Origin of the sequence: Enterococcus sp. AZ080 (assembly GCF_051714945.1) — a bacterium.
Lineage (GTDB): Bacteria > Bacillota > Bacilli > Lactobacillales > Enterococcaceae > Enterococcus_B > Enterococcus_B pernyi.
Genome location: NZ_JBIOSV010000001.1, coordinates 662,038 through 688,324, shown reverse-complemented (window position 1 = coordinate 688,324; position 26,287 = coordinate 662,038). Strand labels below are relative to the sequence as shown.

At 38.6% G+C, this 26,287-nt stretch carries 19 protein-coding genes and 1 pseudogene; 5 read left to right on the top strand and 15 right to left on the bottom strand.

Translation table 11 applies throughout. The features are described 5' to 3' along the window. Positions 1–111: 111 nt before the first annotated feature. The gene (locus IGK01_RS03185) at positions 112–1,434 is read right to left on the bottom strand and encodes an APC family permease (RefSeq protein ID WP_010736139.1); all 1,323 of its coding nucleotides are present in this window, start codon (positions 1,432–1,434) and stop codon (positions 112–114) included. Between the two features lie 168 nt (positions 1,435–1,602). Here IGK01_RS03185 and IGK01_RS03180 point away from each other — a divergent pair, with 168 nt between their 5' ends. Further along, on the top strand, positions 1,603–2,196 hold the full coding sequence (locus IGK01_RS03180; RefSeq protein ID WP_023519221.1) for a hypothetical protein: 594 nt from the start codon (positions 1,603–1,605) through the stop codon (positions 2,194–2,196). Positions 2,197–2,237: 41 nt separating this feature from the next. Here IGK01_RS03180 and IGK01_RS03175 read toward each other — a convergent pair whose 3' ends face one another. Beyond that, positions 2,238–2,999 (bottom strand): Fic family protein, encoded by a 762-nt coding sequence (locus tag IGK01_RS03175; protein ID WP_438840494.1) that lies wholly within the window; start codon positions 2,997–2,999, stop codon positions 2,238–2,240. Positions 3,000–3,339: 340 nt separating this feature from the next. Continuing rightward, positions 3,340–5,349 (bottom strand): methionine--tRNA ligase, encoded by a 2,010-nt coding sequence (metG, locus tag IGK01_RS03170; RefSeq protein ID WP_010736142.1) that lies wholly within the window; start codon positions 5,347–5,349, stop codon positions 3,340–3,342. Between the two features lie 277 nt (positions 5,350–5,626). On the opposite strand from metG, the gene IGK01_RS03165 reads away from it, so the two are divergent. Beyond that, entirely contained in the window at positions 5,627–5,905 is a 279-nt protein-coding gene (locus tag IGK01_RS03165) for a hypothetical protein (RefSeq protein WP_080674305.1), read from the top strand. A gap of 91 nt (positions 5,906–5,996) precedes the next feature. Further along, positions 5,997–6,818: an NUDIX domain-containing protein gene (locus tag IGK01_RS03160; RefSeq protein ID WP_010736144.1), complete on the top strand. Its 822-nt coding sequence runs from the start codon at positions 5,997–5,999 to the stop codon at positions 6,816–6,818. 124 nt (positions 6,819–6,942) lie between these two features. Here IGK01_RS03160 and tnpA read toward each other — a convergent pair whose 3' ends face one another. Both tnpA and IGK01_RS03150 read right to left on the bottom strand, forming a co-directional pair. After that, positions 6,943–7,395, bottom strand: a complete 453-nt coding sequence (tnpA, locus tag IGK01_RS03155; RefSeq protein WP_010736145.1) for an IS200/IS605 family transposase — start codon at positions 7,393–7,395, stop codon at positions 6,943–6,945. A 548-nt stretch (positions 7,396–7,943) separates the two neighbouring features. Next, positions 7,944–14,699: a hypothetical protein gene (locus IGK01_RS03150; RefSeq protein ID WP_438840493.1), complete on the bottom strand. Its 6,756-nt coding sequence runs from the start codon at positions 14,697–14,699 to the stop codon at positions 7,944–7,946. 207 nt (positions 14,700–14,906) lie between these two features. Here IGK01_RS03150 and IGK01_RS03145 point away from each other — a divergent pair. Continuing rightward, a pseudogene (locus tag IGK01_RS03145) lies at positions 14,907–15,410 on the top strand (transposase); the annotation flags it as partial. A gap of 307 nt (positions 15,411–15,717) precedes the next feature. Here the strand turns inward: IGK01_RS03145 and IGK01_RS03140 are convergent. The 5 genes from IGK01_RS03140 to opp3b are packed head-to-tail and all read right to left on the bottom strand — an operon-like array spanning position 15,718 to position 20,739. Then, a complete protein-coding gene (locus tag IGK01_RS03140; protein ID WP_010736150.1) occupies positions 15,718–16,725 on the bottom strand; it encodes an RNA-guided endonuclease TnpB family protein in 1,008 nt (335 codons plus the stop codon). A gap of 12 nt (positions 16,726–16,737) precedes the next feature. Next, a complete protein-coding gene (locus IGK01_RS03135; RefSeq protein ID WP_375152115.1) occupies positions 16,738–17,691 on the bottom strand; it encodes an ABC transporter ATP-binding protein in 954 nt (317 codons plus the stop codon). Next, positions 17,666–18,748, bottom strand: a complete 1,083-nt coding sequence (locus IGK01_RS03130; protein WP_019722498.1) for an ABC transporter ATP-binding protein — start codon at positions 18,746–18,748, stop codon at positions 17,666–17,668. The genes IGK01_RS03135 and IGK01_RS03130 overlap by 26 nt, the downstream gene beginning before the upstream one ends. A 5-nt stretch (positions 18,749–18,753) precedes the next feature. Next, entirely contained in the window at positions 18,754–19,797 is a 1,044-nt protein-coding gene (locus tag IGK01_RS03125; RefSeq protein ID WP_019722499.1) for an ABC transporter permease, read from the bottom strand. Next, positions 19,798–20,739, bottom strand: a complete 942-nt coding sequence (gene opp3b / locus IGK01_RS03120; RefSeq protein ID WP_019722500.1) for an oligopeptide ABC transporter permease — start codon at positions 20,737–20,739, stop codon at positions 19,798–19,800. 80 nt (positions 20,740–20,819) lie between these two features. Between opp3b and IGK01_RS03115 the strand changes: the two genes are divergently transcribed. Next, entirely contained in the window at positions 20,820–21,164 is a 345-nt protein-coding gene (locus tag IGK01_RS03115; RefSeq protein ID WP_010736155.1) for a DUF3899 domain-containing protein, read from the top strand. Positions 21,165–21,256: 92 nt separating this feature from the next. On the opposite strand, the gene IGK01_RS03110 is transcribed toward IGK01_RS03115, so the two are convergent. The 5 genes from IGK01_RS03110 to IGK01_RS03090 form a co-directional block, all read right to left on the bottom strand. Further along, a complete protein-coding gene (locus tag IGK01_RS03110) occupies positions 21,257–22,924 on the bottom strand; it encodes a peptide ABC transporter substrate-binding protein (protein WP_010736156.1) in 1,668 nt (555 codons plus the stop codon). A 332-nt stretch (positions 22,925–23,256) separates the two neighbouring features. After that, complete coding sequence (aac(6'), locus tag IGK01_RS03105) at positions 23,257–23,799, bottom strand: aminoglycoside N-acetyltransferase AAC(6')-Ii (RefSeq protein ID WP_438840492.1); 543 nt, start codon at positions 23,797–23,799, stop codon at positions 23,257–23,259. Between the two features lie 85 nt (positions 23,800–23,884). Beyond that, on the bottom strand, positions 23,885–24,958 hold the full coding sequence (gene rlmN, locus IGK01_RS03100) for a 23S rRNA (adenine(2503)-C(2))-methyltransferase RlmN (protein ID WP_010736158.1): 1,074 nt from the start codon (positions 24,956–24,958) through the stop codon (positions 23,885–23,887). Between the two features lie 120 nt (positions 24,959–25,078). After that, positions 25,079–25,492 carry a hypothetical protein gene (locus IGK01_RS03095; RefSeq protein WP_438747722.1) on the bottom strand — a complete coding sequence of 138 codons (414 nt, stop codon included), beginning with the start codon at positions 25,490–25,492 and terminating at the stop codon, positions 25,079–25,081. A 15-nt stretch (positions 25,493–25,507) separates the two neighbouring features. Beyond that, positions 25,508–25,918 carry a hypothetical protein gene (locus IGK01_RS03090; protein WP_051377631.1) on the bottom strand — a complete coding sequence of 137 codons (411 nt, stop codon included), beginning with the start codon at positions 25,916–25,918 and terminating at the stop codon, positions 25,508–25,510. Between the last annotated feature and the right edge of the window lie 369 nt (positions 25,919–26,287).

Genomic DNA, 26,287 nt, shown 5'->3' with positions numbered 1-26,287 from the left:
CTTTAGCATATAAGCAGGCGTTAAAGAAGTCTCAAAGACTAAAAAACATGAGATATCGTACAAAGAAAGACAAGAAATGACTTGATTCACTTCTTGTCTTTTCATTATCAGTTAGTTACTTTCAGTTTGTCTTTTTTTGTAGTAAAACACAGGTACACCTAACAATGTGACTAAGATTCCGATCAATGCCAAATTCGTTTGTGTGATCAGTGTCATCCCTAAAATAAAGATGGCTCCTAAAATCGCAATGATCGGTATCACTGGATAAAGGGGTACTTTGTATGGACGAGGCATCTCTGGGGCTTTCTTTCTTAAAATAAATACGCCAATAAAAATCAATAAGCTAAATAGCCACATGACAAAAATCAACATATCTGTCAGAAAATCAAATGAACCCAAGCTCATCATGATACATGCAATCGCTAGTTGGAACAACGCAGGGACATAAGGAACGGTGAATTTTTTTGAGAGCTTTGTCAACTGGTTACTGAACGGCAACTCATTTTCTAATGCCATTGCATATGGAACACGAATCCCAGTCAACGTATAACCATTCAGTGCGCCGTAGACAGAGATCAAAATACCGATCGTAACGATTTTTCCTCCTAGTTCACCGAAGATGACCGCTGACGCATCAGATGAAGCATTCAAGTTTCCAGCAATTTGATCAATCGGTAATGTTTTTAAAAAGACGAAGTTGATCAATAGATAAACGAATGTCACAAAACTCAATCCTAAAATAATCGCTTTTGGTAGATCCTTTTCTGGACGTTTCATTTCTCCAGCCATGGCTCCGACACCTAACCAGCCATCGTAAGCGAATAGTGTCGCCAACAAAGCACCACTAAGTCCTTCTGCCCATGAAACACCTTGTCCGGCTTCTACTGGAAATAATTGAACAGTACCCTGTCCGGGTGTCAGAAGCCCCCAAATAATGATCACTGCAATTGGGATCAACTTGACTACCAATGTAATCGATTGAACGTACGCACCAACTTTGGTCCCTAACAGATTCAATCCAGTGATAGAAAGTGCTGTAATAATAGCAATCACCAATAAATAATCAGGAGATAGCTGTAAGAGATTGATCAGCTGTGTTGCAAAGATGATCGATAATGCCGCAATGTTGGCTGGAAAGTAAATCAAACTTTGTGCCCAGCCTAACAAAAAACTTGGTAACTTACCGTAAGCTGCTTCAATATACTTGACAGCTCCACCTGTTTCAGGAATGGCAGTGGCTAATTCAGCGACTGTTAGCCCCGCACAGATCGTTAAGAATCCCCCTAACAACCACGCGAGTAACGTCAAACTTGTTGATTGTGTACTTGCCACTACCGCTGCTGTTTTAAAAAAGACGCCGGCGCCGATCACAGTTCCCATTACTGTGGATAATGCACCAAACAAATTGATCTCGCGTTTTAATTTCCCCTTCATCCTCTTCCTCATTTCGTATTTCTTTTTTATTTTTTTCAGTATAACCGAGAACTTTTCATTTTACCATTCTTTTCAGAAATTTGTAGTGAAAATATCCCTCTAAAGACGGATGTATTCTTGTCTTACTTCTTATAGAATGAAGCTACTTGAAATGTCAGGAGGTACCCTATGGATTTTCAATCGATCGATCCAAAACTAGCATCTTATCTAAAAGATAAAGGTACTACTTTCTTTCCACAAAAAGAACAAAAACAATCCAAGCTACATTGGTTATTGTTGATTTTATTTGGCTGGCTAACAATTGCGACATTGACACAGCAATTGCTATTGATGGCTAGTTTTCTTCTCATTGCCGCCTTGATCAAAGGGCCTGGGATGTTGTTGTGGGGAATCGTCTATTCCTTTCTCGTCGGCTTGTTTCCGCCCATTGCTTTTTTACTATCGGTCATCTTTTTACTATTGAATGTTCAAACGATCGTCAAAAATTGGCGCGTCACGATGGTCGGGATTTTTTTCTACGGCTATCCTTTAACCATGAACGCCTTGCGCCACTTGACTGATTGGGATACAAGATGGTTCTTTGCGATCAGCTTGCTCCTAGGGCTGGTGATCCTTCACTCGCTATTGACCAAGATTTATGTACGTTACGGCAATAGCCGCCTGATTGCTTGGTATATTCTATGTATTCCATTTTCAATCGTCGCAGCATTATTGCCAACGAAAGTCAAACAACGGCTAAAACTAAAAAAAGTCGGACGATGATTATCATCGCTCGACTTTTTCAATATATCTATAAAGCTATTTTATTGATGAACCGATCCTGTGAATTTCATTTTTTTTAAAAACTGTTCATACATATCTTGACTCATACCTAAAGTATCAAGTAAATAACCATTCTCGGTTCCCCAATTACTTAAACCTCTGTAGTAGAACTCACGATGGACAACTTTGATCACGAAAGGCATGATATTGTGCCTCAAGCATTCTTTGAACATCATCAAACGTCCCGTACGTCCGTTGCCATCTGCAAATGGGTGGATGCGTTCATATTTCACATGAAAATCTGCAATTTCAACTAAGCTTTGTTTTTTTGAGTTCTCATAGTGAGCAAGTAATTCCGTCATTTTTTCAGTTACTTCCTCGGGTGCTATGGTTTCAACCTCATCATAACCAAAACCAATCATATTTTGAACAAGTTTAAATTCTCCGACAGGTGTTAGCGGATTGTTTTCATCAGTTGTTCCTCGTTTCAAAATTCGATGTAGTTCTTTGATAAAATCATTCGATAACGGTTCTTCGATATGATCGATCACGTAATCGAAACCTTTGAAATGATTTTCTGTTTCTTTGATATCATCTAGTTTCGTTGCCTCGCCACTTTCAGCAGGAGGGAGAATATTATTTTCAAATATTAAGGCGGTTTGCTTCTCAGAAATTCTCGACCCTTCGATTCGATTGGAGTTATACGCCATTTCTACTTGAGTCAAATGGTAAATTCCGCCATGCAGATTTGCTTTTTTTTCCAGTACAAATCGGGTAACTAAATCTAACTCAGCCACATTCATCTTTCGTCTCCTTCCAATAGATAGCATAGTTATCCTATTTCTTATCAAGCGCTAACTAAGCCAATGACCTGCTCATTCGGCTTGGATCGTTTACTTACTCACTTTTCTTTCTTATTGTAACATGAATGAATGGTTTAATACTGCAGTTCCAAAAAATTTGTCACTCAATCAAAGTTATAAAAAAGCCGAGGAGATTCGTCCTTTCGTACCCCCTAAAAACAAATAAACGGTGTTCGCACAACCTCGTTAGTTTTATTTTTATAGAGCCATGAAAAGTAAGGTTATCAAAAAAGAACTATTCTAAGCTTATTTGCTTAGAATAGTTCTTAACAGTCATTGATTAGCCAACTTCAGAACCGTTTGGCATACCTTTTGGTGCTTCGATCACTTGTAATGAACCATCAGCTGCTTCTGCTGAAAGAATCATTCCTTGACTGATCAGCCCGCGCATTTTGCGTGGTTTCAAGTTAGCAACGATCACTAATTTTTTGCCGATCAATTCACTTGGATCAGGATAAAATTCGGCAATACCGGATAAGATTTGACGGTCTTGGTCATCTCCTGCATCTAGACGGAATTGCAATAATTTATCTGCCCCTTCGACTTTTTGGCAATTGATGACTTCTGCTACTTTTAATTCGACTTTTTCAAATACATCGAATTTGATTTGTTTTTCTTTAGTCGAAACAAGCTCTGTTTCTTCTGGGTCCCATTTGACAGAGTCCTCATTTGTTTGAGTACCTTCTGACATTTTTGCTTGGATATACGCAATTTCTTCTTCCAGCTCTAAGCGTGGGAAAATCGGTGTACCTTTTGCAACGACTTTTGTCCCAGATGGGAATTCACCGAAGTGTAATCCTTCAAGGTTCATCGTCTCGGCATCCAACCCTAATTGATTGAAGATTTTAGTTGGTGTTTCTGTCATGATCGGTTGTAAGAGGATCGCAGTGATACGTAACGATTCAGCTAAGTGGATCATCACGCTCTCTAACTCTTTTTTCTTCTCTTCGTCTTTTGCTAAGACCCAAGGTTCTGTTTCATCGATATATTTGTTGGCACGAGAAATCAATACCCAGATTTCGGCTAAAGCAGTGTTGAATTCCATTTTTTCCATTGCGTCATGATAACGACCAACCACATTCGCAGCAGTTGTTGATAACTCACTGTCAAACGGTGTCACTAATGACGCATAGTCAGGAACCATGCCATCACAATATTTATTGATCATTGCAATCGTTCGATTCAAAAGATTCCCTAAGTCATTCGCCAAATCGTAGTTCACACGTGACACAAAGTCTTCTGGTGTAAATACGCCATCTGAACCAAATGGTACTGCACGCAATAAGTAATAACGCAAAGCATCTAAGCCATAGCGTTCTACGAGCATTTCTGGATAAACGACATTGCCTTTCGATTTAGACATCTTGCCGTCTTTCATCAACAACCAGCCATGTCCAAAGACTTTCTTTGGCAATGGGATATCTAATGCCATCAACATGATCGGCCAATAGATCGTATGGAACCGAACGATTTCTTTTCCAACCATATGGACATCTGCGGGCCAATATTTCTGGAATAATTGATCGTCTTCTGAACCGTAGCCCAGTGCGGTGATGTAGTTCGACAACGCATCGATCCAGACATACACTACATGTTTCGGATCATTTTTAACATTGATTCCCCAGCTGAATGTCGTCCGTGAAACTGCTAGATCTTCTAAACCTGGTTTGATGAAGTTATTGATCATCTCATTTTTACGTGATTCAGGTTGGATAAACTCTGGGTGTTCTTCGTAGTACTCTAACAAGCGATCTGCATACTTACTCATACGGAAGAAATAAGACTCTTCCTTGACTAGCTCAACTTCATGACCACTTGGCGCTTTCCCGCCGATCACTTTGCCGTCTTCATCTTTGTATACTTCTGCAAGTTGAGTTTCTGTAAAGAATTCCTCATCAGAGACAGAATACCAACCTTCATATTCACCTAAGTAAATATCGCCTTGTTCAAGCAAACGATCAAAGATTTTTTGAACTGCTGCTTTATGATAATCATCAGTTGTGCGAATGAATTTATCGTAGCTGATATCTAATGTTTTCCATAGTTTTTTGACATCTGCAGCCATTTTGTCTACATATTCCTGTGGCTCTACGCCTAATTCTTCTGCTTTTTTCTCGATTTTCTGTCCGTGTTCATCTACCCCAGTTAGATAAAACACATCAAAGCCCATCAAACGTTTATAACGTGCAACAGCATCACATGCAATCGTTGTATAAGAATTGCCAATGTGCAGTTTGCCACTTGGATAATAGATGGGCGTAGTGATATAAAAAGTTTCCTTTTCTGCCATGGGGTACTTCCTCCTTTATCGCATGGTGCGAATTCGTTTCCTTGCTAGTATACCATAAAATGAATACGCTGTTAGCTTTTTTTGATAACTCCCGAAATGTAAAGATGTCCTTTCCCTTCAAGAAAACATTTATAAAGAACCTACGTTATCGTGATGAACCACTTCCTTCTCTACCCACACTCTCGCTCCTTTTTCTTCAGGATCGTCTACTCTCTCATTTTTACTTTACAAACATGCTATAATAAGCAATATCATATAAGAAAAGGTTTTGAGACTAATGACAAAAAAACACAAACGAATGATTATCAGCATTGCTTTACTTTCTCTCATCCATCTATTATTTAGTTTTTACTATTTACATCTGTATGGTTATTTCAATCTACATGGGCAATTAAATACTTTTCTTTTGCTCACTTTGATCCTTCGAGTGATCCTAGCAGGGTATATCGTCCTCTGTGGCTTTTTCGCCATTCGAGAAGAAAAACAGAAGCTTCCCCCTTTTTATTTGCTTTTCTTCCTATTTAATCTACTCTTACCGTTTCTTTTTCAACTCTGAGTTGGATTTATTTGTCTAGAAATCTTTGGTTTTCAGAGAGATTCTGCTACAATAAAGTAAAAAGTACCTTAACATAATAGGAGGTGAGAAAGTGGAACATTTTCATTCAAAAGAAGAAGAAAAAACATATTATGAACAAGAGGCCTCTGAAACTGATTTCTTATCTTGGTACCAAGACCAAGAACGTCCTGAATATGAAAAACCTTCCTTGACCGTCGATATCGTTTTACTCTGCTACAACAAAGAAGAAGATCAATTAAAAGTTTTACTTATCCAACGTAAAAGCCATCCTTACCGAAATTCTTGGGCACTTCCCGGAGGATTCGTCCAAAAAAATGAATCGACTGGTGCCAGCGTATTGCGAGAAACAAAAGAAGAAACAGGCGTCATCATATCCGAAGAAAATATTGAACAACTGCATACCTTCAGTACACCGAATCGTGATCCTCGTGGCTGGGTCGTGACAGTCAGCTATCTCGCCTTTATCGGTGAAGAACCTTTGATCGCTGGAGACGATGCCAAAGAAGTGCAGTGGTTTTCACTTGAACGCAATGCAAACAAACTGCATTTATCGAGTGGGGATGTAGCAATCACTCTAGACTTGACGACGAGCGAGTCTTCTGGCAAAGACACATTAGCTTTTGACCATAGCGAGATCATTGTCAAAGCCTTCAACCGTGTCGTCAACAAAATGGAACATGAACCCCAAGTGCTTCAAGTGCTAGGAAAAGACTTCACGATCACTGAAGCACGCAAAGTATTCGCTAAATTCTTAGGGATCGATTTTAAAATGATCGATCATTCCAATTTCAAAAAAGCTATGTTACAATACTTCGATGAAATCGGTGAACGTCCTGTCGGTATCGGACGTCCCTCAAAGATCTATCAATTAAAACCTGGACATACAGAGTAAATATCCACCCGTGAAAACGGGTGGCTTTTTAACAGCTCTAGAAGGGCTCACCACTCGCTAGCCCCTTAAAAGGGGCTTTTTAAATAACCACCAACCGCTCGCTCACAGCTCTATCTCTCTTTAACTATTTAAATGGATCTACATACTCTTGTTTACTTATACTATCTCTAATTCGATCATCTGCTTCTTGTTCTCGAATATATTTTTCAATTGTTTTTTGATTTAACCCAACCGTACTCACGTAGTATCCTTTGGACCAAAAGCTTTTATTCCCATACTTATATTTCAAATTCGCATGTTTTTCATGGATTAAAGTTGCACTTCGTCCTTTTAAGTAGCCCATAAAACTAGAAATACTAATCTTTGGCGGTATTCTTACTAACATATGAATATGGTCAGGCATTGCATGTGCTCCAATGATTTCAACATCTTTCATCTCACACAATTTTCTTAATATCTGACCAATACTTACTCTTAACTTTCCATAAATCACTTTTCGTCGATACTTCGGGATGAATACTATGTGATACTTACAATTCCATCTTGTATGTGCTAAACTTTTATCATTGTTAGACATAAAAAAACTCCTTTCAATCTGATATGCGGTTGGTAGCCACTATTAGTATATCGAAAGGAGTTTTTTATCGCTAAAGCTATTTCGTCCACGCATAGAAACGCGCGGTTTTTTTATTTCGTACGCTACGCGAACGAAACTGACTAAAGTCAATAACAAAAAAACTGTAGAACAAAGAAATTTTTTCTTTGTCTACAGTCTGATTATGTTTGGTTCCTATTTGTGGGAGTTGCTTTTCATTACTCGAGCCTTTTTCATTTAAATATGAAGGGGGAACTGGCAAGACTTTTATGAACAAAAAGATAAGTTAATTTTGTGAGGATGGACTTCCAATTTTTTGAAACAATTTGGACAGGTAGTCCTTCATCCAAGATGAATAAAACCGCTTATCGTTTGAATTCTTGTGTAAATGGTCCATGTTTCATAGTAATTTCCCCCACAAACTCTCTTAACTTGGTGTCTACTTTAATATAACTCGTCCATCACTCCTCCTTAATTTTTTGTTTAGTTTATTATACCAAGCCCATATATTTTTGAATGACCTACTTGAATTAATATTGTGGAGTTACTTCTTGCAGATGGTTTGTTCGTCTCTTCGAGACATTTTGTCGAAGTTTATTACTTTTTTCAATACTACTAGTTACAAGGTTCGAGAAACTTAAAGTCAATGAAGGGTGTGTTGGGCTCATTACTCCTTGTTCTTTTATAATATATTCAGTTGTACTGTTATTACTTTTTATCATACTAGCCGTTAGAAGGTCTGAGACTTCCTTTTTCAACATATCTTTTGCTTTATATTTTAGTATTTTTAAAGATTCCGTGTGTACAGGCATTCTTGTTTCTTTCGGCATTTCTTTACTTGGGATATCTGTACTTACATTATCCATTACTTTTGTTGTGGTCTGTTCTTTCATTTGGTTTAACTGATGATTTACCTCTAAATTTGAATTTCTAGACAGATAAGCCATTGCCGTATAGAGGAACAGAAATTTTAGTTTCATTTTTTTATTATCTGTACTTCTTGGGACACGAACGATTTCATCCACCTCTCTTCCTTCGATAATGTCCCTTAAAATCATTGTAAAGAATTCTGCATCTGTCAATAAAAAATTATAAAGCAACACATCATCTTCACACATTCTCCTTATAACCTCAGACTTGGATAAGGTAGGTAAATTCAATTCTTTCGCTAAATGATCCACAAAAACACCGAAAGGTTTAGAATCTACATTTACTATGTTTTTTAATTCCTCGTAAAACCGGTTTATTGCTTGTACTGTAGTCAATTCCGTCCCTCTTGGAGAATAATATTGAACTGCCAGATCGTTTGTATTTGAAACAAGATGTGATCCTTCATGAAAGAGCACTGAAGAAGGTCTTGCTGTTAGCTCATATTCTGGAAATTTTTGAGGATCCAAATGAAAACTATCTGCATAAATAATGACCCGACATTCTCCATCAACTGGAAAAACCTCTGCTTTCGGAATATTTATATCAGCTGTTGATACATAAACATCTAATCCTTCTTTCTTGGTGAATGAATCACTCCAAACGAGCAAAATATTTTCATAGTCCCATTCCTTTGATTGCTTATAGAAGTTTTTGATTTTTTTCAACCTATTCAACAGTCTTTTAATCGTTTCTGTTATGATGAGTTCTTGGCTAGGAGTCTCACCTATTGAAAATAATTTTATTAAATATTTCCCTTCCTTAGATTGTGAAAGAGTTTGATCAAACTTAACTAGTTCAATCGCTTTGTCAAGTTCAAATTGTGCCTGCTCTGCTTTTGCCATAACTTCTTCTAGCTCTGCTTGTGCAATAGCTTTGTCAAGCGGAGATTCTGCAAGCTGAACTTTTGCCACAGCATCGTTAACTACAGCTTTTGCCACAGCGTTTTCAACCTCAGCGTTTGCCACGGCTTTATTAAGCTCAACTTTTTCAGTAGTTTTGTCAAGCAATAATTTTTCAAATATGGCTATTCCAGAATCTGCAAAATCCATTAATTGTTCAAGACCATATTCCATATCTTGAACAAACGGTTTGAGAAAGTCTGGCACTTTATCAGAAGTAACTCCTGCCACTGTTTTAAAAGTAGAATTGGGCGGCAAGTTCACTTTAATTGTTTTCAAAATACTCTGTCTTATTTCCTCGTCACTAAAATGATATTTATTAGGCAAATCTGAAACAAATTCAGTTAACGGTGCAAGTCGAACATTAGGATCTTCTATTCTTGGAATTACACCTTTAGAAAGCTCTGCTTCTCTAAGTTTACTCCATAAATCATATTTTCCCGCGGATTTGGGAATATCATTATTTTCCACTTGACCAACCAATGTGCCCATTTTAACCCTTTTATCGTGAGAACTTGTGCTTGAAGTACCTGAGGTGCCCGGTGTCTCTCCTTGCGACACTCTTGACTCACCTGAAGTGGTTTTTCTTTTATGCTGTAAAGCCTCTAACTTATGAGGTTTTTCTTTCTTACTTGTTTGTTCAATTGCTTCTACCTTCGCTCTTTCCGAATCTGTCTCAAAACGAAACTTGCCTTTTTTTTCATCAAATATCAAAATCGTCATCGGTTCATTGTATTCCTTTTTCACTAAATGATACCGATTGCTATTTTTATCCAATGCGATCAACGGAATGTAATGATTATTGATCTTGATGTAGGATCTGCCTGATTCATTCCACATCATCCCCTTTCCATACGAAGCAGAAAGTCCACTTGGATCTTTTAGTGTTTCAAACTTATCTAACATCCCAGCGATTTTTTCCTCTACGGATTTTGATATGAAAGTAGACGTTGCTTCTTCAAAATACCATTCCATCCCGTTAAAATTCACTGGTAACATTTTTCCTTCATGACGATCATAAACATCTAATCGGATTCCATGCTTTTTGATGACTGTCATGGTCACTTCAATCAATTTCCCCTTCATTTCAATACAACGCTTCGTTTCTTCACCTTCTTTTGCTACAGTTGTGATCTTCCCTGTACCATAGGCTTGAGGATTTAAATTATCTTCCACGACAAAGATCTGATTTTCATCCAACTTCACCTCCAAGAGGTTAATCAAGTTGAGTTGTTCATTCGTAAATGTAGCGGGTCTATAGGGCTCTAAGCGATCCCCCTTTTTCATAAACAAGCCGCCAAACACCTCTGCAGTTTCTAGATTCGTCACGCGCATATACAAATGAGCATTCACTTTTCTCACTGGTACTTCCAGACCATTTAACTGAACGATCTCGATTGATTTCTCCCACGCTTTTTGCGTCTTCTCCCACGCTTCGACTCTTTCTAACATTTCTCTCGTCTTTTTACCCACACGAAGTTCATTTTTGAACTGCACTACTTTTCTAATGATCCATCGTCCTCCACCTACAATGGTCTCAAATCCTGGATCAATCGTTTGTGCAAGAGTTAACGCAAGTCTTCTGGTCTCGGCCGCTGTTGGTAGGAAACTTTTACCACTTCTGATGGCGTTGCGAATTCCTCTACTGGCAAACGCTCGAGCCGCACCTAATGTAAATTTCATATTGAGGGAAGTGATTTGACCGAGTACCGGAATCATGAGTAAGGCATCAATCGTACAAGAAACAATTGCTCCTTCTGTGTCTTGATTAATGCTCCCTGTCACACAATCATAAAAAGGAATAAAATGCTTGACGACCTCCAAAGCTTTTTCGAGATCCGCTTTGTCGTCTCCCGAATCATACAATTGTTGATACAGTTGATCACTATGTTTACGACTAAGTGCTTCAATGAATGGAGTTGTCTCAACTCCATGGGATAATTTTTTACTCCAATTCATACGAGTAGAAAATGTAAAAAGTTTATCCCCGATCCGAATCTCATTTCCTTCTTTCTTATACCCATTTTTCCAAAGGTTTTTCTGATCAAATAACCCAAATTTGAGGTATAATAGAGGATTTTGATCAACACGATAAAAACGATAACCTCCTTCGCCAGCCAACTGCTTCAGGGCATACCAACGTTTTTCCTTTTCGTTGTCCGCTACAAACAGATCGGTTTTGTCTAGATTTAGAATCGTTCTCTGTTTCTTCTTCATAGAAAGCAACTGATACATCTTCAGAGCCACACTTGCGACTGGCACTTCAGCCATATAGTCACTTTCATTTGTCAACTCGGCATTTGCCTCATATAGCTGAGTTCCTTCTGAGAAAATAAACGCTCTTTCCTCTTTGTCGAAGGCGAGTAATGCAAACTCTATCAGTTTTTTATTCAGTGGCAAATACGTATCTGCTACATTTTTCGTCAATTTAACATAACTAGTTTCTAATTTCTCTGGAATCCAGTCAATATCTGGACAAGGATCTTCTGAACCTATAAGATAATTTTGTTTGATCACATGAAATGAAATGAGGGAACCTTTGTCGCGACAAGTCTGTGCCACAGTTATAGCTAATGCTTTTTTTCGACGCCATTGAAGAAAGACTTTTTGATAAGCTTTATACAATTGACTGAGGAGTTCTTGATTTTCGACTAGCTTATAATAACCTTCTTGTTGATATCCAATAAAGGTACTGATTGCCACTTCTTTGTAGGTGTCCGTAGCCAATGCCTCTCGTAATAGATTTGGTTCTAGTTGGGCGACCGCAAGCAAAGAAGGCATTAGAAGTTGACGGAATTCTTCATAGCTGGTCACGCCTTTTTCAAGGATCGTTTCCCAGAAATGTTGCCCCATCAACCAACTATCTTCTTGACTGAATGCCTGTGGGTACCCACTCTCATTTAAAATTTGTGCTCCTGTCAGCTGCATCAATGATTGATAATCAGAAATCAATAAGTGATCCGCTAAACCACTGCTATCTAGAAAATAATTTGGTAGCTCTTTATGAAGTAACAAATTCCATAATTTGTTAAAGACTCTTTTCTGTTCTTGAGAAAGGGTAGGCGTATCTAACTGAATTAATCCCTCTTTTTCTAAGTTTCTGGCAGTGAATAAATCTCTCAATCGACCTATGGTAAATTGCTCTACATCAGGAGCCGACACTAAGGTTTTGACTATATAAGCTTCAATCGAACTTCCTAATATCGTTTCAAAGGCCCATTTCATGACAGTTAATTCGGCATCTTTGTTTGAAATCTTTTCCTTTCCTTTTATATCATAAAGCTTCAATCCTTTTATAATCACTTTTGCTACTGCTTGAATTCTTTTATAATTGAAGACGAATTTGTTATTTTCTTCTTTGATGATCCATTTTCCTAAGGCGATCAATATTTGTTCTTTGGTTGGCTGATTTGGTAATAATTCCTTTTCTTGAAAAAATGCTTCCATTTGTTTTCGCACATTAGGGTCACGCCATTGAATTCCATCAGTTTCGCTGTTATTTTTTTGGTTTTCTGTCCTTGTGGGGTGGGGCGTACTGATTCCTTCTGGTTGTTTAGTCGTTTCCACAACAAGATTTAAAGCCACAGGTTGGTTTTCTGTTCTTGTGGGGTGGGGCGTACTGGTTCCTTCTGGTTGTTTAGTCGTTTCCACAACAAGATTTAAAGCCACAGATTGGTTGTCCTTCACTGTTTCATAGATCCATGTCCCGACCGTTAGACCGGCTTGTTCCTCTGAAATCACTGTCTCTTCGCTCATTTCCAAGATCAGTTTTGCAATTTGTTTAACTTTCACCATATCCAACGTTGGTGGCGCTGCACCTTCAAGAAGTACCCACTCACCGACTGTCTCCATTAATTCCTCAGCATTTTCTTGACAAGCAATTCCTTTTTCCGTGAAAAAATGAGTCAGCTTTTTATTTATGTCCTCTTTTTGTTCCTTATTCCACATTGGAAGAGGTGTTTCCTGTTCTTCTTGAATTATTTCCTTTGCTGGATCAGCTCTATTTTCACGCAAAAATGCTTGGATTTTTTCATTTATCTCTTGCTCTTGGGTGGTGTCAAATTCTCCAGCTGTTGTCACATTTAATCCAAGTACTTCCGTAGGAATAGCTGTCGCATTCACCGAACTGTCTTCGAGAGTTGTTTCAGTGCTAACAGGAAGGGGCATTGCTTCCACCCCAAATGTTGGGAAAATATCAAAGCTCCCTACTTTTTCACAAAAATCTTCTACTAGATCCCAAAGTTGCGTGAAGAAACTCACTTTTTCAGGAGATAGTACAGATTCACCTTCTGGTGGTGTGCCTGTCACTTCCTCTGAAGCTGTTTCCTGAGGATCCTGCGCCTGTTTTTCCTCCCTTGATTTTTTTGGTGAAATCTTGGATGGATGCGAGTCTTTCGTGGAGTACACATTCATCGGTATCTGTTGATCCTTTTCTAAATGGAAATCACTAGATAGCTCTTCCTCATAATCTATCGAAAAAGTACGCAACAATAAATTCACAAACTGCGACAGCACTGACCCACCACTTGTGTCTTTTTGTTCTTGGGTGTAGCTCGTATTCTCGTATTGGTGAAAGATCTGGTAAAATCGCTCCGTTAATCCCTTCCAAAACGTGGCTGGGATTGGTCTATGTACATTCGTTGGGGCATCTGTTGTGCTATTATATTTGGTTTCAAAGGTGGTTCGGATGGCTTCACTTAGTTTTTGAGCCGACTCTTGTGCAGAAAAATAAGGAAAATCTTGAGTTTTTGAATCATTCTTATGGTGAGAAGAGTGTGTAGAATTCTCCCTCTCTTGTTTCTTTTGCTCATTTTGCGCATTCGATCGAGTAATCGCTTCTTGGCAAATAGTGGTCAATCTCGTTTGTTCCACACTTGTTCCTGTGACGATCCATGTGTTTACCTGATCTGTCCTTCTCGTGGTGGTACAATTGATCAGTTGATGAATCTTATGCCTCCGTCGGTACAAAGAAAGACTTCGTTCATGCACCATCTTCGCGAGATCAACGTACGGTGATAGATCCATGGATGTCGTATTAGCAAACGTCTGATTGTCATAAGAAAGTTTGTCTGTATCCGAATGGGATATCGCATGGTTTGGATTCAAGGAATGGATTCGAGCACGATTGATGGTGGAGGTGGAAACAAAGGAGTGAATCCTTGCCTGATTCCCCTCTCTTCTCACGTCAACTCGTGTAGTGACTTCAAATGCTGGCGAGTCTTTTTTTATAACCGGATGTTGTTCGGGAGGATCTACTGGCCGAAAATTTTGAAAAATAGTGGCTAGATAAACCAATCCAGTAAATGTCCATACACCATTGCGTATCAGCGTTTGCCCCCTGTGATTGGCTAGATAGGTTAAAATCTTTTGATCCGTTCCTGGCGGATGTTCATCATTCCGTTTGTTGTAATTATTTCCAATTTTTTCTCTATGAGCATCTTCTGGTAACTTTGGCATCTCTTTCACTCCTCGTTAATTAATAAGATAGATAGTTTATTTATATGTAGTCAACAAAAAGCACCTCCTAATCACTCTTTTTTGTATCATATAATACAAACTTCAAAAAATACACTAAAAAAGAAAACTCAGACTACAGTTTTTTTATTACAATTAAAAAAAAACGTTCGCTTTTTGAGGAGGAATGTATAATGCTGTCCAAACAATCAAATGAATGAGAAACGTAAAGTAGAACAGAAAAGCCATGCAGAAAAACTGAAAAAGAACTGGCGCTTTCTGCTAAAAAATCGTGCAAACATTAACCACTATGAATATAAAACATGGAAAAGTTTCCGAGCACCTAAATACCCATTTCTTACTGAAGCAATGATGATTGATCGATTGCTTAGCTTTTCCACGCCCCTAAAGGAGGCGTATCCCGTTTTCCATGAATTAGTTGAAGCTTTTCGAGACAAAGATCCTGACTTGCTTTTCTCCTTATTGGCAGAACTTCCCGAAACATTAGATGAAGGATTTCGTGAGAAACTTCAAAACCTTCTGATCTACGAAGAAGGCATCGGCAATGCGATGATTTATCCTTACTCCAATGGAAAAATAGAAGCAAAGAATACCCACATAAAAACAATGAAACGAGTATCCTACGGATTTAAATCATTTGAGAATATGAAAATTAGAATCTTTTTGACCAATCAATTAATCAAAGTTAGATAACACAAAATCTGAGTCAGAATGAGGTTTGTTCTGACCCAGATTTAGTTTTTCGCAACTCATCAGTCCTTATTGACAAAGAGCCCATATCTTTTATTATACAAAAATAGACAAAAGTATTAATCTACACTCTTAGTAAAGAGGAAACTGATGCTTTTGTCTACAGTCTGAAAGGAGAAGAGCATTCATGCTCTTCTCCTCTTTTTTGGTTTGTCATAATTAGTGAGCTTCTCTGAAAGAAATTCCTAGAAACAAAAACAATAGATGTTTTTTATTAGCAAGGCGAACCCTGGCGCCCCTACCAGTTTTTTTATTCAAAAAGGACTTGCTTCCCGATTTCAACTAATTCCAGACTCTTTTTATTTGTGGAAGCATTTGTTTGTTCTTTCATATCGATCAATACTAACTTTTTGCTATACCATTGCGATTTATATTGGAGCTTTGCTAATAGCTTATGCCAGTCTTGGATAGAAAAATCACCTTTCGGACAATCTGCTGAAATCGATTCGACAAACAAATAATCATAATGATGGATCACTGTTCCTGAAATTTGTTCTAAATAGTCTTCTCGTTGAAATTTTTGTTTTAAATAAAGGTCTTTGATTTTCCTTTTTTGCTTTTGATAATTTTTAACTCTTTCAACGTGTGTTCGTCGATGCTGTGCTGATCGTCCTTTGATCACAAGCTTTCTCTTTGCCCGCAGGAGTTGTTGATCAACTTGTTTGAATTTAGGAATCGTGATGTCAAGCGGTGTAGACATCTCCACTAGACGATCTGGATCATAGGCAATCCCGATCCATTTATTTGACGCTCTCATCGTCTTTTGGGGAACTTCACAGAGCAAGGAGACATAAAAGATCTCGTTGTATCGAGATGAGATCGTTGCTGAACGAATCGTTCCTTCAATCGGGCGATGGGCATGGATGCGAATTTTCTCTTTTAGCTTTGGCAATTTGAGGTATGTTTCTTCTAAATAGATTGTTCCTTTTTGATTATTCGTCGTATACGACTGCCAAATACTTTTTTTATTTTTTAGTTTGGGGAAGCTTGCGCGTCCTTTAAAATAATTACGAAATGCACGATCCAAGTTTAATTGGGCATTCGCTAAGGCTAAACTATCGACTTCCTTTAAAAACGGATATTGCTTTTTTAAAGAAGCTGGTGTCAGCGTATAATCGATCTCTTGTGTTTCTAAATAATACGCCTGTCTGGCTTTTAATAAATGATTGTAAGTAAAACGCACACAACCAAATGTTTGGATCAACCACTGTTTTTGTGAATCAGTGGGATAGATTCGAAATTTAAAGGCTTTTAGCATCGGCTTCTCCCCCTAGTTTGCGACTAGCAAGGCTTCTTTCTGCCGTTTTAATTTTTTCGCATAATAAGCAACTTCTTGTTCTGTTGCATATACAAAATGTTCAGGAGCAATTTCTCTTAACGTGCGGATTTGTCCATCATCTGGTTCAGGTTGATACTTGATCCGGCGACGTTGGCGTTCATGATCAGGGTCAGGCAATGGGATCGCTGATAGTAAGCTTTCCGTATATGGGTGCACTCCATGATTATAGATTTCTTCACTGGTTCCCATCTCAAGCAACAAGCCATTGTGCATCACACCAATACGGTCACTGATATGTTTCACCATGGATAGATCGTGCGCGATAAACAAGTAAGTCAATCCTTGCTCTTTTTGTAAATCTTGTAAAAGATTGACCACTTGGGCTTGGATCGATACGTCTAAAGCAGAGATTGGTTCATCACAAATGATAAACTTCGGATTGACTGCTAATGCTCGTGCAATCCCGATCCGTTGGCGTTGTCCCCCTGAAAATTCATGAGGATAGCGTGTGCCATGGCTGGGATTTAAGCCAACTGTTTTTAGTAACTCGTTGACTTTTTCTGCACGTTCTTCGGGTGATTTAGCTAGTCCGTTGACATCGATTCCTTCTGCAATAATATCTCGTACTTTCATTCTTGGATTTAATGAAGCATATGGATCTTGGAAAATCATTTGGACTTCATGACGAAACTTTGTCATGGCTTGTTTGCCTTTTAATTTCGTCACATCTTGCCCATCAAATAAGATCTCGCCACTCGTTGGTTCATTCAAACGGATGATCGTTCGACCTGTGGTTGACTTTCCACTACCAGATTCGCCAACTAAGCCGAATGTTTCTCCTTCATAGATGTGAAAACTGATATCATTCACCGCATGGACTTCATTTTTCTTTCCTACATTAAAATACTGTTTTAAGCCTTTAACCTCGAGCAGTTTTTTGTTCATTGTTCAATCCCCCTTGGCCATGTGCTTTTTGTTTTTCTTGAAAAATCGCCCAGCGCCGTTGAATCTCTTCTGGCGGTGTCACTTTTGGAGCTTGTGGGGCTAATAGCCAAGTAGCTGCTTGGTGTGTTGGTGATAGTTCGAAAAACGGTGGTGCTTGTTCCGCATCGATTTTCAATGCAAATTCATTTCGTGGATAGAAGGCATCACCTTTTGGCGGATTCAATAAATCCGGTGGAGAACCTGGGATTGCATATAAGCGGTCATTGCCACTTTCCAATGTAGGCATAGAGCCAAGTAAGCCCCATGTATACGGATGCTGTGGATTGTAAAAAATCTCTTCAGATGTTCCCACTTCAATGATTTTTCCACCGTACATCACTGCTACTCGATCAGCGACATTCGCTACGACACCAAGATCATGGGTGATAAAAATGATCGACGTGTCGATTTTTGATTGGATTTTTTTCAACAACTCTAAAATCTGTGCTTGGATCGTCACATCTAAGGCTGTCGTTGGTTCATCTGCAATCAAGATTTCTGGGTAACAAATCAACGCGATCGCGATCACGATCCGTTGCCGTTGTCCCCCTGAAAATTGATGAGGATAGCTATGGATGCGTTTCTCAGCTTCCGGGATTCCTACAAGATTCAATAATTCTAAAGCGGCTTTTTGCCCCTCTTTTTTCGATACTTTATTATGCTTACGTAAAGATTCTGCTACTTGTTTACCAATCGTCATCGTTGGATCTAATGAAGTCATCGGATCTTGGAAAATCATCGCAATTTCTTTCCCACGAATCTTTTGCATTTCTTTTTCTGTTTTATCAACAATGTTTTGTCCTTTGAATAAAATCTCACCAGAATCGATCGATGCGTTACTTGACAGTAAACGCATGATACTTCTAGTCGTTACAGATTTCCCACTACCGGATTCGCCAACGATTGCCAATGTTTCACCTTTGTTCAAATGAAAATCGACGCCTCGGATTGCTTGGACTTTTCCAGCATAGGTATCAAAGGAGATTTGTAAGTTCTTTACTTCAAGAATTTTCGTCATCGTACTCACTCTTTCATTTTAGGATCAAAGGCATCACGTAAGCCATCTGCTAATAAGTTGAAACCAATCATGATCACCGATAAGGTTGCTGCCGGTATCCATAATAGGTACGGCAAGTATAAGAATGTTTTGTATCCATCACTCAACATCGTTCCCAATGAAGCAGAAGGTGGTGTCAAGCCTAGGCCGATGAAACTTAAGAAAGCTTCGAAGAAAATCGCTGATGGGATACTGAACATCATTTGGATGATGATCACACTCGAAATGTTTGGCAAGATATGCTTGAAGGCGATCTTCCATTTGGATTCACCTAATGTCATTCCTGCTAACACATACTCTTGGTCTTTTAATTTCAAGGTTTGCGCCCTGACGATCCGAGCCATCGGAATCCAGTTCGTGATCGCCATCGCTGCCACGATCGAGAAGATCCCTGGTTCAAAGACGACCAACATCAAAATCATCACGACTAAGTTAGGAATACCAGATAAGACCTCTAAGAAACGTTGCATCGCATTGTCCACACGACCACCTAACAAACCAGAGATCAAACCATAGGCAACACCGATCGTTACATCTAGTAACGCAGCAATGAAGGCAATCAGTAGAGAGATACGTGTTCCCATGAACAAACGACTTAACACATCACGACCTAGACCATCTGTTCCTAAAAAGTAGTTCACGTCTGCGGGAACATTTGCTTGCGCATATTTATCGACTAACTCACCAGCAACCATTGCTTTTCCGTTTAGTCCGTCGATATTGATACCAGGAATACGTGGTGGTAAGTTGATGTAATCGACATTTTGAGCGGTTGGATCATGGGGTGAAACGAAAATCGTGATGATCGAGATAAAGATGATCACGATCAGTAATCCCATAGAAATAACTGCCGCTTTGTTTTTCTTCAATCGACGCCAAGAATCCTGGATAAAATTCAGTGAAGGAGCTTCGATTTTTTCACGTTCTTCTTCTGTGTTTTTTTGTAACGGTAAAAATTCATCTGCAGGAATTTCTGCAATTGTTTCGTAGCGTTTTGGTATCAGTTCCATCTAGCTTCGACTCCCTTCAGAAACTCGGATTCTCGGATCAACTAGTCCGTACAATAGATCCACGACTAAAATAACTAAGATCAACATAAATGAATACAAGATCGTGACAGCCATGATCGTTGGATAGTCATTTGTTGTGATCGACTTAACGAATTGCTCACCGATCCCCGGAATAGCAAAGATATTTTCAACAACTAATGAACCAGTCATCAAAGCGACTGCTAATGGGCCTAACAAGGTCATCAACGGGATCAAACTATTACGTAGACCATGTTTGAAGGCAATTTCCCAACGACTCAAGCCTTTTGCTCGAGCCAATTCAACATAATCACTATGCAAGACTTCGACCATTTCTGTTCGGATGAATCTGGCAGAGTCGGCTAATGGCGACATGGCTAGTGCAATCGTTGGTAAGATCGTATACATGAACCCATCCCATTTTGCGATCGGTAATACACGAAATTGGATGGCAAAAATGTATTGTAACAATACAGCAAAAACAAAGTTAGGGATAGAACGTCCTAAGATCGCGACTAATGTAGAAGACGTATCGACCCATGTATTTTGTTTCATTGCTGAGATTGTTCCTAGGATCGTTCCAAAGAAAGTTCCGAAAATGATTGCTTGTAGACCAAGCTGTAATGAAGGTCCTACTCGTCCTGCTAATAAGTTAGCAACTGGTTGGTTTTTGAATTGGAAAGAGATACCAAAATCTCCTTGGATCAAATTAGAAAGATAGATCCCATATTGAACGATGACTGGTTTATCCAAACCAACTTGTTTGTTCAACATCTCAATTGTTTCAGGACTTAAACGTTCCTGGTTTGTGTAAGGTGTACCAGGCAATAATTGCATCAAAAAGAATGTGATGGTTGCAATCAACCAAAGTGTGATGACCATAAAGAAGACACGTTTTAATACATATTTTATATAACTATTCACGAATGTTTCCCCCTAGCTTTTGACTTCTGATCAATGTTTCGCTACATTATTTAATGAACCAATGATAAAGGAGCAAAAAAATGAAAAAAAAATATCGTCCTTATTTGTTTGCCGGTTTAGTGATCGTCCTCGTGTTACTTAAAAATGCTTTGACTGATCAGTTGACCCTTCTTCAATTATCCAATGATTTATTTTTATGTGCGTTGCCGTTTTTGATTATCGGCGGATTTTTATGGGTGTTCTCCTCAGGTTTCTTTGATCACTTTCAACGTTCGTTTCACTTAGCACGAACGAGAAACCGGAAGGAAAAACCAGAATTTACTTCCCTATCTTCGGTCAGCTACGGTATGTATACCTTTTGGCTGATCATCGCTGGAATTTTGCTTGTGTTTTCGATTGTCTTTGCGCTCATCTCACTTGTCTAAATGAACGGCCAAAAGAATAACTAGGATCAGAAAATTGAGAGGTCTGGGATTTGTAATACATCCCAGACACTCTTTTTTCTTTTTAGGACAGTTTATTCTTCAATATATGTCCATTTGTAATCCCATGATGCGCCAGCAGCATGATGAACGATACCTTTGACTTTTGGATTAACTAAATGACCTTCAGCTTTTTGATAAACTGGTGCGACACCCATATCTTCAGCGATGATTTTATTCGCTTCTTGTAAGTCAGCCCAACGCGCTTGTTCGTCACCAGCATCTTTAGAAGCAGATGCTTCAACGGCTTTGTCATAGTCCGCATTTGACCATTGTCCACGGTTGTAAGAATTGCCTGTTACAAATAAGTCAGTAAAGCTACTTGGGTCAGCATAGTCTGCGCCCCAGCCACCTAATACTGTATCGAAATCACCAGATGATGAACGATCCAAACGAACAGAGAATGGTACTGGTGTAGGTTTTACTTTCACACCGTCAAGGTTTTCTTGGATAGAGTTTTGGATATATTCGATCACTTTTTTCGTTGAGTCATCATCTGATGCCATCAATTCAAATTCTAATGAGTCGATTCCTAATTCACTCTTCGCTTTTTCCCAATATTCTTTTGCTTTGTCTTGATCATATGATACTAATTCGCCGGCTTCTGCTGCAAAATCTTCATTTGTTTCAGGATTCTTAGTCATGTCAGCAGGAATCAAGCCTGTTGAAACAACTGAACCATCACCCATGACTTGTTTCACTAATGCTTCACGGTTGATTGAATAAGAAATGGCTTTTCTTAAGTTCACATTTTTGAATGGTGAATCATCTTCTCTTTGATTGAACTCGATATAACTTGTACGTGCTTCTTTAACTGACGTATAAGCTGGATCATTCGCATTTTGTTGTGCTAACTCACCTGATAAGATGACATCATCTGCTTGTCCATCTTTGAATAGATTCAATGCAGTAGAAGATTCTTTTACAACACTGACTTTTATTTCTGATAATTTAACTGCATCTTTATCCCAGTACTCTTCATTTTTCTTGTACGTCCATTCTGTATCAGTACCTGGTCCATCAAAATCAGCTAAAGTAAATGGTCCGTTGTATACTGCGTTGTCACTTGATGATGCGTACGCATCTCCATGTTCTTCAACCACTGCTTGACTTTGTGGGAAGAATGAAGGGAAAGCAAGTAAGTATTGGAAGTATGGTGTTTGTTTGGCTAATTTGATTTCCAATTCATAATCGCCAACTGCTTTGATGCCTAATTCTGATTTGTCTTTGTCGCCTGCTGTGATTGCTTCAGCATTTTCAACTGGTGCAAAAAGATACGCATATTCTGATGCCGTCGCTGGATCTACCGTACGTTGCCAACCGTAAACATAATCAGCTGCAGTGACAGGCTCCCCATTTGACCATTTTGCGTCTTCACGCAATTTGACTTTATAAGTCAATCCATCTTCACTAACTTCAGCCAATTCACTTGCACCGGCTGGTTGAGGTTTACTATCTTCATCTAAACGATAGATTCCTTCATACACATTATTTAGTGCAGTAAAACTGATTGTATCTGTTGCAACCGATAGGTCGGCTGACGGCATTTCTTGAGGTACTACTAAGTTGAAGACGCCTCCTCCATCTGCTGATCCACTGCTTGAAGAACCACTACCACTTGTATCTGCACTGCTGCCACCATAACAACCAGCAAGTACAAGCCCACATAAGGCCACAACACCAAAAGTTAAATTCTTTTTCATCTTCCGTACCCCTTTATCGAAATTTTCAGAATAATTAGTATTTTCTGAGTTGTTTATGAGTTTAATGAATAATTATTAAAATTGCAACAGTTTTTTTCGCTTTTTCTAAAAAATAATGACTTTTCCATGAACGTTTTATTATTTTTTTCTGAAAAAATGAGATAAATCAAGGATTTTTATCTAATCCTCTTTCGAATAAAATAATCATAAAAAAATGGTCGTTATAAGAACGTTTGATATGAATGTTCGGTTTTTGCTACAAAAAAGAGCCTCCACACTAGGGGAGGCTCGCATGTTTTATTCGATTTTAAAAAATCATTTTGGTGCTTCATTCATTGATTTATTTCTCCAAGTCGTTTTGCCAGAATGATATCTGGTTGATTGAGCCCATTTGCATCAGGAATCGCTCCAACGACTTGATAGCCCATTTTTTCATAAAATGTATAAGGATGCTTGTTGAAAGTTTCGATTGATTTCAGTTTATCTAACGGATGATCAAAAAGATCCGTATGACTAAGACTCGTGTCCCCATCCGTATCATCTGTTCCTAAATAAACCATCACACCACCTTTAGAAGCGATTTCTTTCTCCACATAAGCAACTAAGCGGCTACCGATATACTGCTTTCGATAAGAAGTTTCTACTACTAGAGGGTGAATTTCCCAACCAGTCATTCCATACTGCGGAATCGCACCGATAAAAGCAACCAAACGATCTTGTTCCACCGCTGAGACAGCGATTCGATCCATCGCCAGCAGTTGCTCGACTTCTTTCATTGGTTGTTCACCGTAATCCTTCGGCCAAGTCAATCGCAAAAGGTCAGCTAGCTGATCCTTCAAACCGATATTTCTACGATCAAATTCACTGATGATCATCCTATTCCCCTCCATTCCAATTTCAGCCTATTCTATCAGCCAAACGGGAAAAAGAGAAGGAAAGAAAACTTAACTTTAAGAATATTTATTTTGCTACAGTTTTTTCTTTTTTCATTTGTTTGCTACGCAATTGCCCACAAGCTGCATCAATATCTGTCCCATGCTCTTTGCGAATCACACAATTGATGCCGTTCTTTTTCAACACATCATAAAATTTCAATACATCCGCTTTTGGACTTCTTGAATATTGATCATGTTCACTTACTGGGTTGTAAGGAATCAAATTGACATAAGTTAATTTTTTCTTGTCTTTCAACAGATCAGCAAGTTGTTGCGCATGTTCTGGCCGATCATTTACTTGATTCAGCATGATGTACTCAAACGTGATCCGGCGATTAGTTTTCTCCAAGTACTCATCCACTGCTTCCATCAATTTTTCGATTGGAAAACGGCGATTAATGCGCATCATGGACGTACGGACTTCATTATTTGGTGCATGTAATGAAATTGCTAAGTTGACTTGTAATCCATTTTCAGCAAACTCTTTGATTTTATTTGCCAACCCACTAGTTGACACTGTGATGTGACGAGCACCGATTGCTAAACCTTTGGCATCATTGATGATATGCAAGAAATCCATGACATTGTCATAATTGTCGAACGGTTCACCGATCCCCATCACCACGACATGGGATACACGTTCCCCCAATTGACGTTCATCAAAGTAATGTTGGACCATCATGATCTGAGCCACGATCTCACCCGCAGTTAAGTCTCGGTTTTTCGTTAATAAACCACTGGCACAAAAAGTACAGCCAATATTACATCCGACTTGTGTAGTTACACACACAGATAAGCCATATTCTTGTCTCATCAACACCGTTTCGATCATATTTTTATCTGGCAACTCAAACAAGTATTTGACTGTCCCATCACTTGCCTCTTGCACGATCACTTGTTTCAATGGATTGATCTCAAAATTTTCTGATAGTTTTTCAATCAAACTTTTTGAAAGATTCGTCATTTCTTCAAAGCTTGTGACACGCTTTTGATAGAGCCATTCCCATACTTGTGAGGCACGGAATTTCTTTTCACCATGTTCTAAAAACCAAGCAGTCAATTCTTTATTTGTTAAACCATAAATGGATTGTTTTTCCACGATTATTCCCTCTTTTTTTCAAAGTATCGCTACATACTATAACTGATTCCCTTTATTAATGCAATAGTTCACAAAAGAAACTAAATAATCGTTAAAAACTTGTACTAAATCTTATTTAGGTCATGCATGGGTATCATGCCACTCATCGTATTCTTCTACTGATTTTTCTGGATCTATAATCATCCATTTAATAAAGATAATCCCTAAAATCAACAAGGTTGCTGGAATGATCGAGAAAAAACTGAATAGTAGTGGGGAACCATAACCAATAGCAGAAATGATCAACCCGACTGTTTTTTTAGAATCTACTGCTTTTGAAAGCAATAAATATAAGCTCAAAGTGAAGCCGATCACGCAAATCATACTTAGGATCGACCAAAAAATAATTCCATAAAAATTCCCCCATAGACGTGTCACATAGACGAGAGGAACCAGACCTGACTGCTCTGCTACTCGGTTAAAGAAACCAAAAAGATAAATCACTGTTTGAACGATATTCAATATAAAAATAGTTTTGATCATTTTTTGATGCATATTGTTTTCTCCTTTCTAGTAGTAATAACCATCATAAATGTAAGGATCATAGTTATAAGAATCCCGGATAAAAGAATCACGAATATACCATAAGCTAGAAAGAATGAATACGACGAAAACAAGATATAAGAGGATAATCACAATTTGAATAATAAACATCGCTATGCCAGCTCTACTCCAAGTTTTTTGGACTTGTTTGAATGTTTCAACATCCGTATAGTTTCCATCTCTCCATGCCCCTTCATTGCCTTTGAATCCGCAAATAAACACCCAAACAAAATTGAATAGTGGAATCAGACACAGTAATGGAAGATACGTTTTGTTCCCAATTCCCCAGATGATGTTAAGAGAGAAGGCGCCCCAATTCCATTTTTTGATTTCTTCCGGTACTTCCTGATTGCCCCTTTGAAACTCAGAATTTGCCAAGCCGACTCGGGGTTCATCACGCGTTGCTTTTTTTGTGTGACTCGTTGGTTGTATCGGTTCTTCGATCGGTTTTTCGATTGGTTCTTCGGTTGCATCTACACCGGCATCCGCATCCAGTTCTTTGACTGGTTCTTCGATTGGTTCTTTGGCTCGTTCTTTAGGTTGTTCGTTGACTGGTTTTCCAGTCGCTTCATCCCTTGTTTCTGTTAATTGTTCATTCGTGATTTTTTCGGAAACTTCATTCGTTACTTGATCAATCTTTTTCATTGTCTCATCGTTCATTCAGTGAATCTCCTTTCATCTAAAAAAACTATTGTGACTTTACGCTTATCATTTTTTAACATGAATGATTTTATAATAGTCGTGTTG

Coding starts and splice junctions, on each gene's coding strand:
- IGK01_RS03185 (WP_010736139.1), bottom strand. CDS start 1,434: ATGAAGGGGAAATTAAAACGCGAGATCAATTTGTTTGGTGCATTATCC.
- IGK01_RS03180 (WP_023519221.1), top strand. CDS start 1,603: ATGGATTTTCAATCGATCGATCCAAAACTAGCATCTTATCTAAAAGAT.
- IGK01_RS03175 (WP_438840494.1), bottom strand. CDS start 2,999: ATGAATGTGGCTGAGTTAGATTTAGTTACCCGATTTGTACTGGAAAAA.
- metG (WP_010736142.1), bottom strand. CDS start 5,349: ATGGCAGAAAAGGAAACTTTTTATATCACTACGCCCATCTATTATCCA.
- IGK01_RS03165 (WP_080674305.1), top strand. CDS start 5,627: ATGACAAAAAAACACAAACGAATGATTATCAGCATTGCTTTACTTTCT.
- tnpA (WP_010736145.1), bottom strand. CDS start 7,395: ATGTCTAACAATGATAAAAGTTTAGCACATACAAGATGGAATTGTAAG.
- IGK01_RS03150 (WP_438840493.1), bottom strand. CDS start 14,699: ATGCCAAAGTTACCAGAAGATGCTCATAGAGAAAAAATTGGAAATAAT.
- IGK01_RS03140 (WP_010736150.1), bottom strand. CDS start 16,725: ATGCTAAAAGCCTTTAAATTTCGAATCTATCCCACTGATTCACAAAAA.
- IGK01_RS03135 (WP_375152115.1), bottom strand. CDS start 17,691: ATGAACAAAAAACTGCTCGAGGTTAAAGGCTTAAAACAGTATTTTAAT.
- IGK01_RS03130 (WP_019722498.1), bottom strand. CDS start 18,748: ATGACGAAAATTCTTGAAGTAAAGAACTTACAAATCTCCTTTGATACC.
- IGK01_RS03125 (WP_019722499.1), bottom strand. CDS start 19,797: ATGGAACTGATACCAAAACGCTACGAAACAATTGCAGAAATTCCTGCA.
- IGK01_RS03115 (WP_010736155.1), top strand. CDS start 20,820: ATGAAAAAAAAATATCGTCCTTATTTGTTTGCCGGTTTAGTGATCGTC.
- IGK01_RS03110 (WP_010736156.1), bottom strand. CDS start 22,924: ATGAAAAAGAATTTAACTTTTGGTGTTGTGGCCTTATGTGGGCTTGTA.
- IGK01_RS03095 (WP_438747722.1), bottom strand. CDS start 25,492: ATGCATCAAAAAATGATCAAAACTATTTTTATATTGAATATCGTTCAA.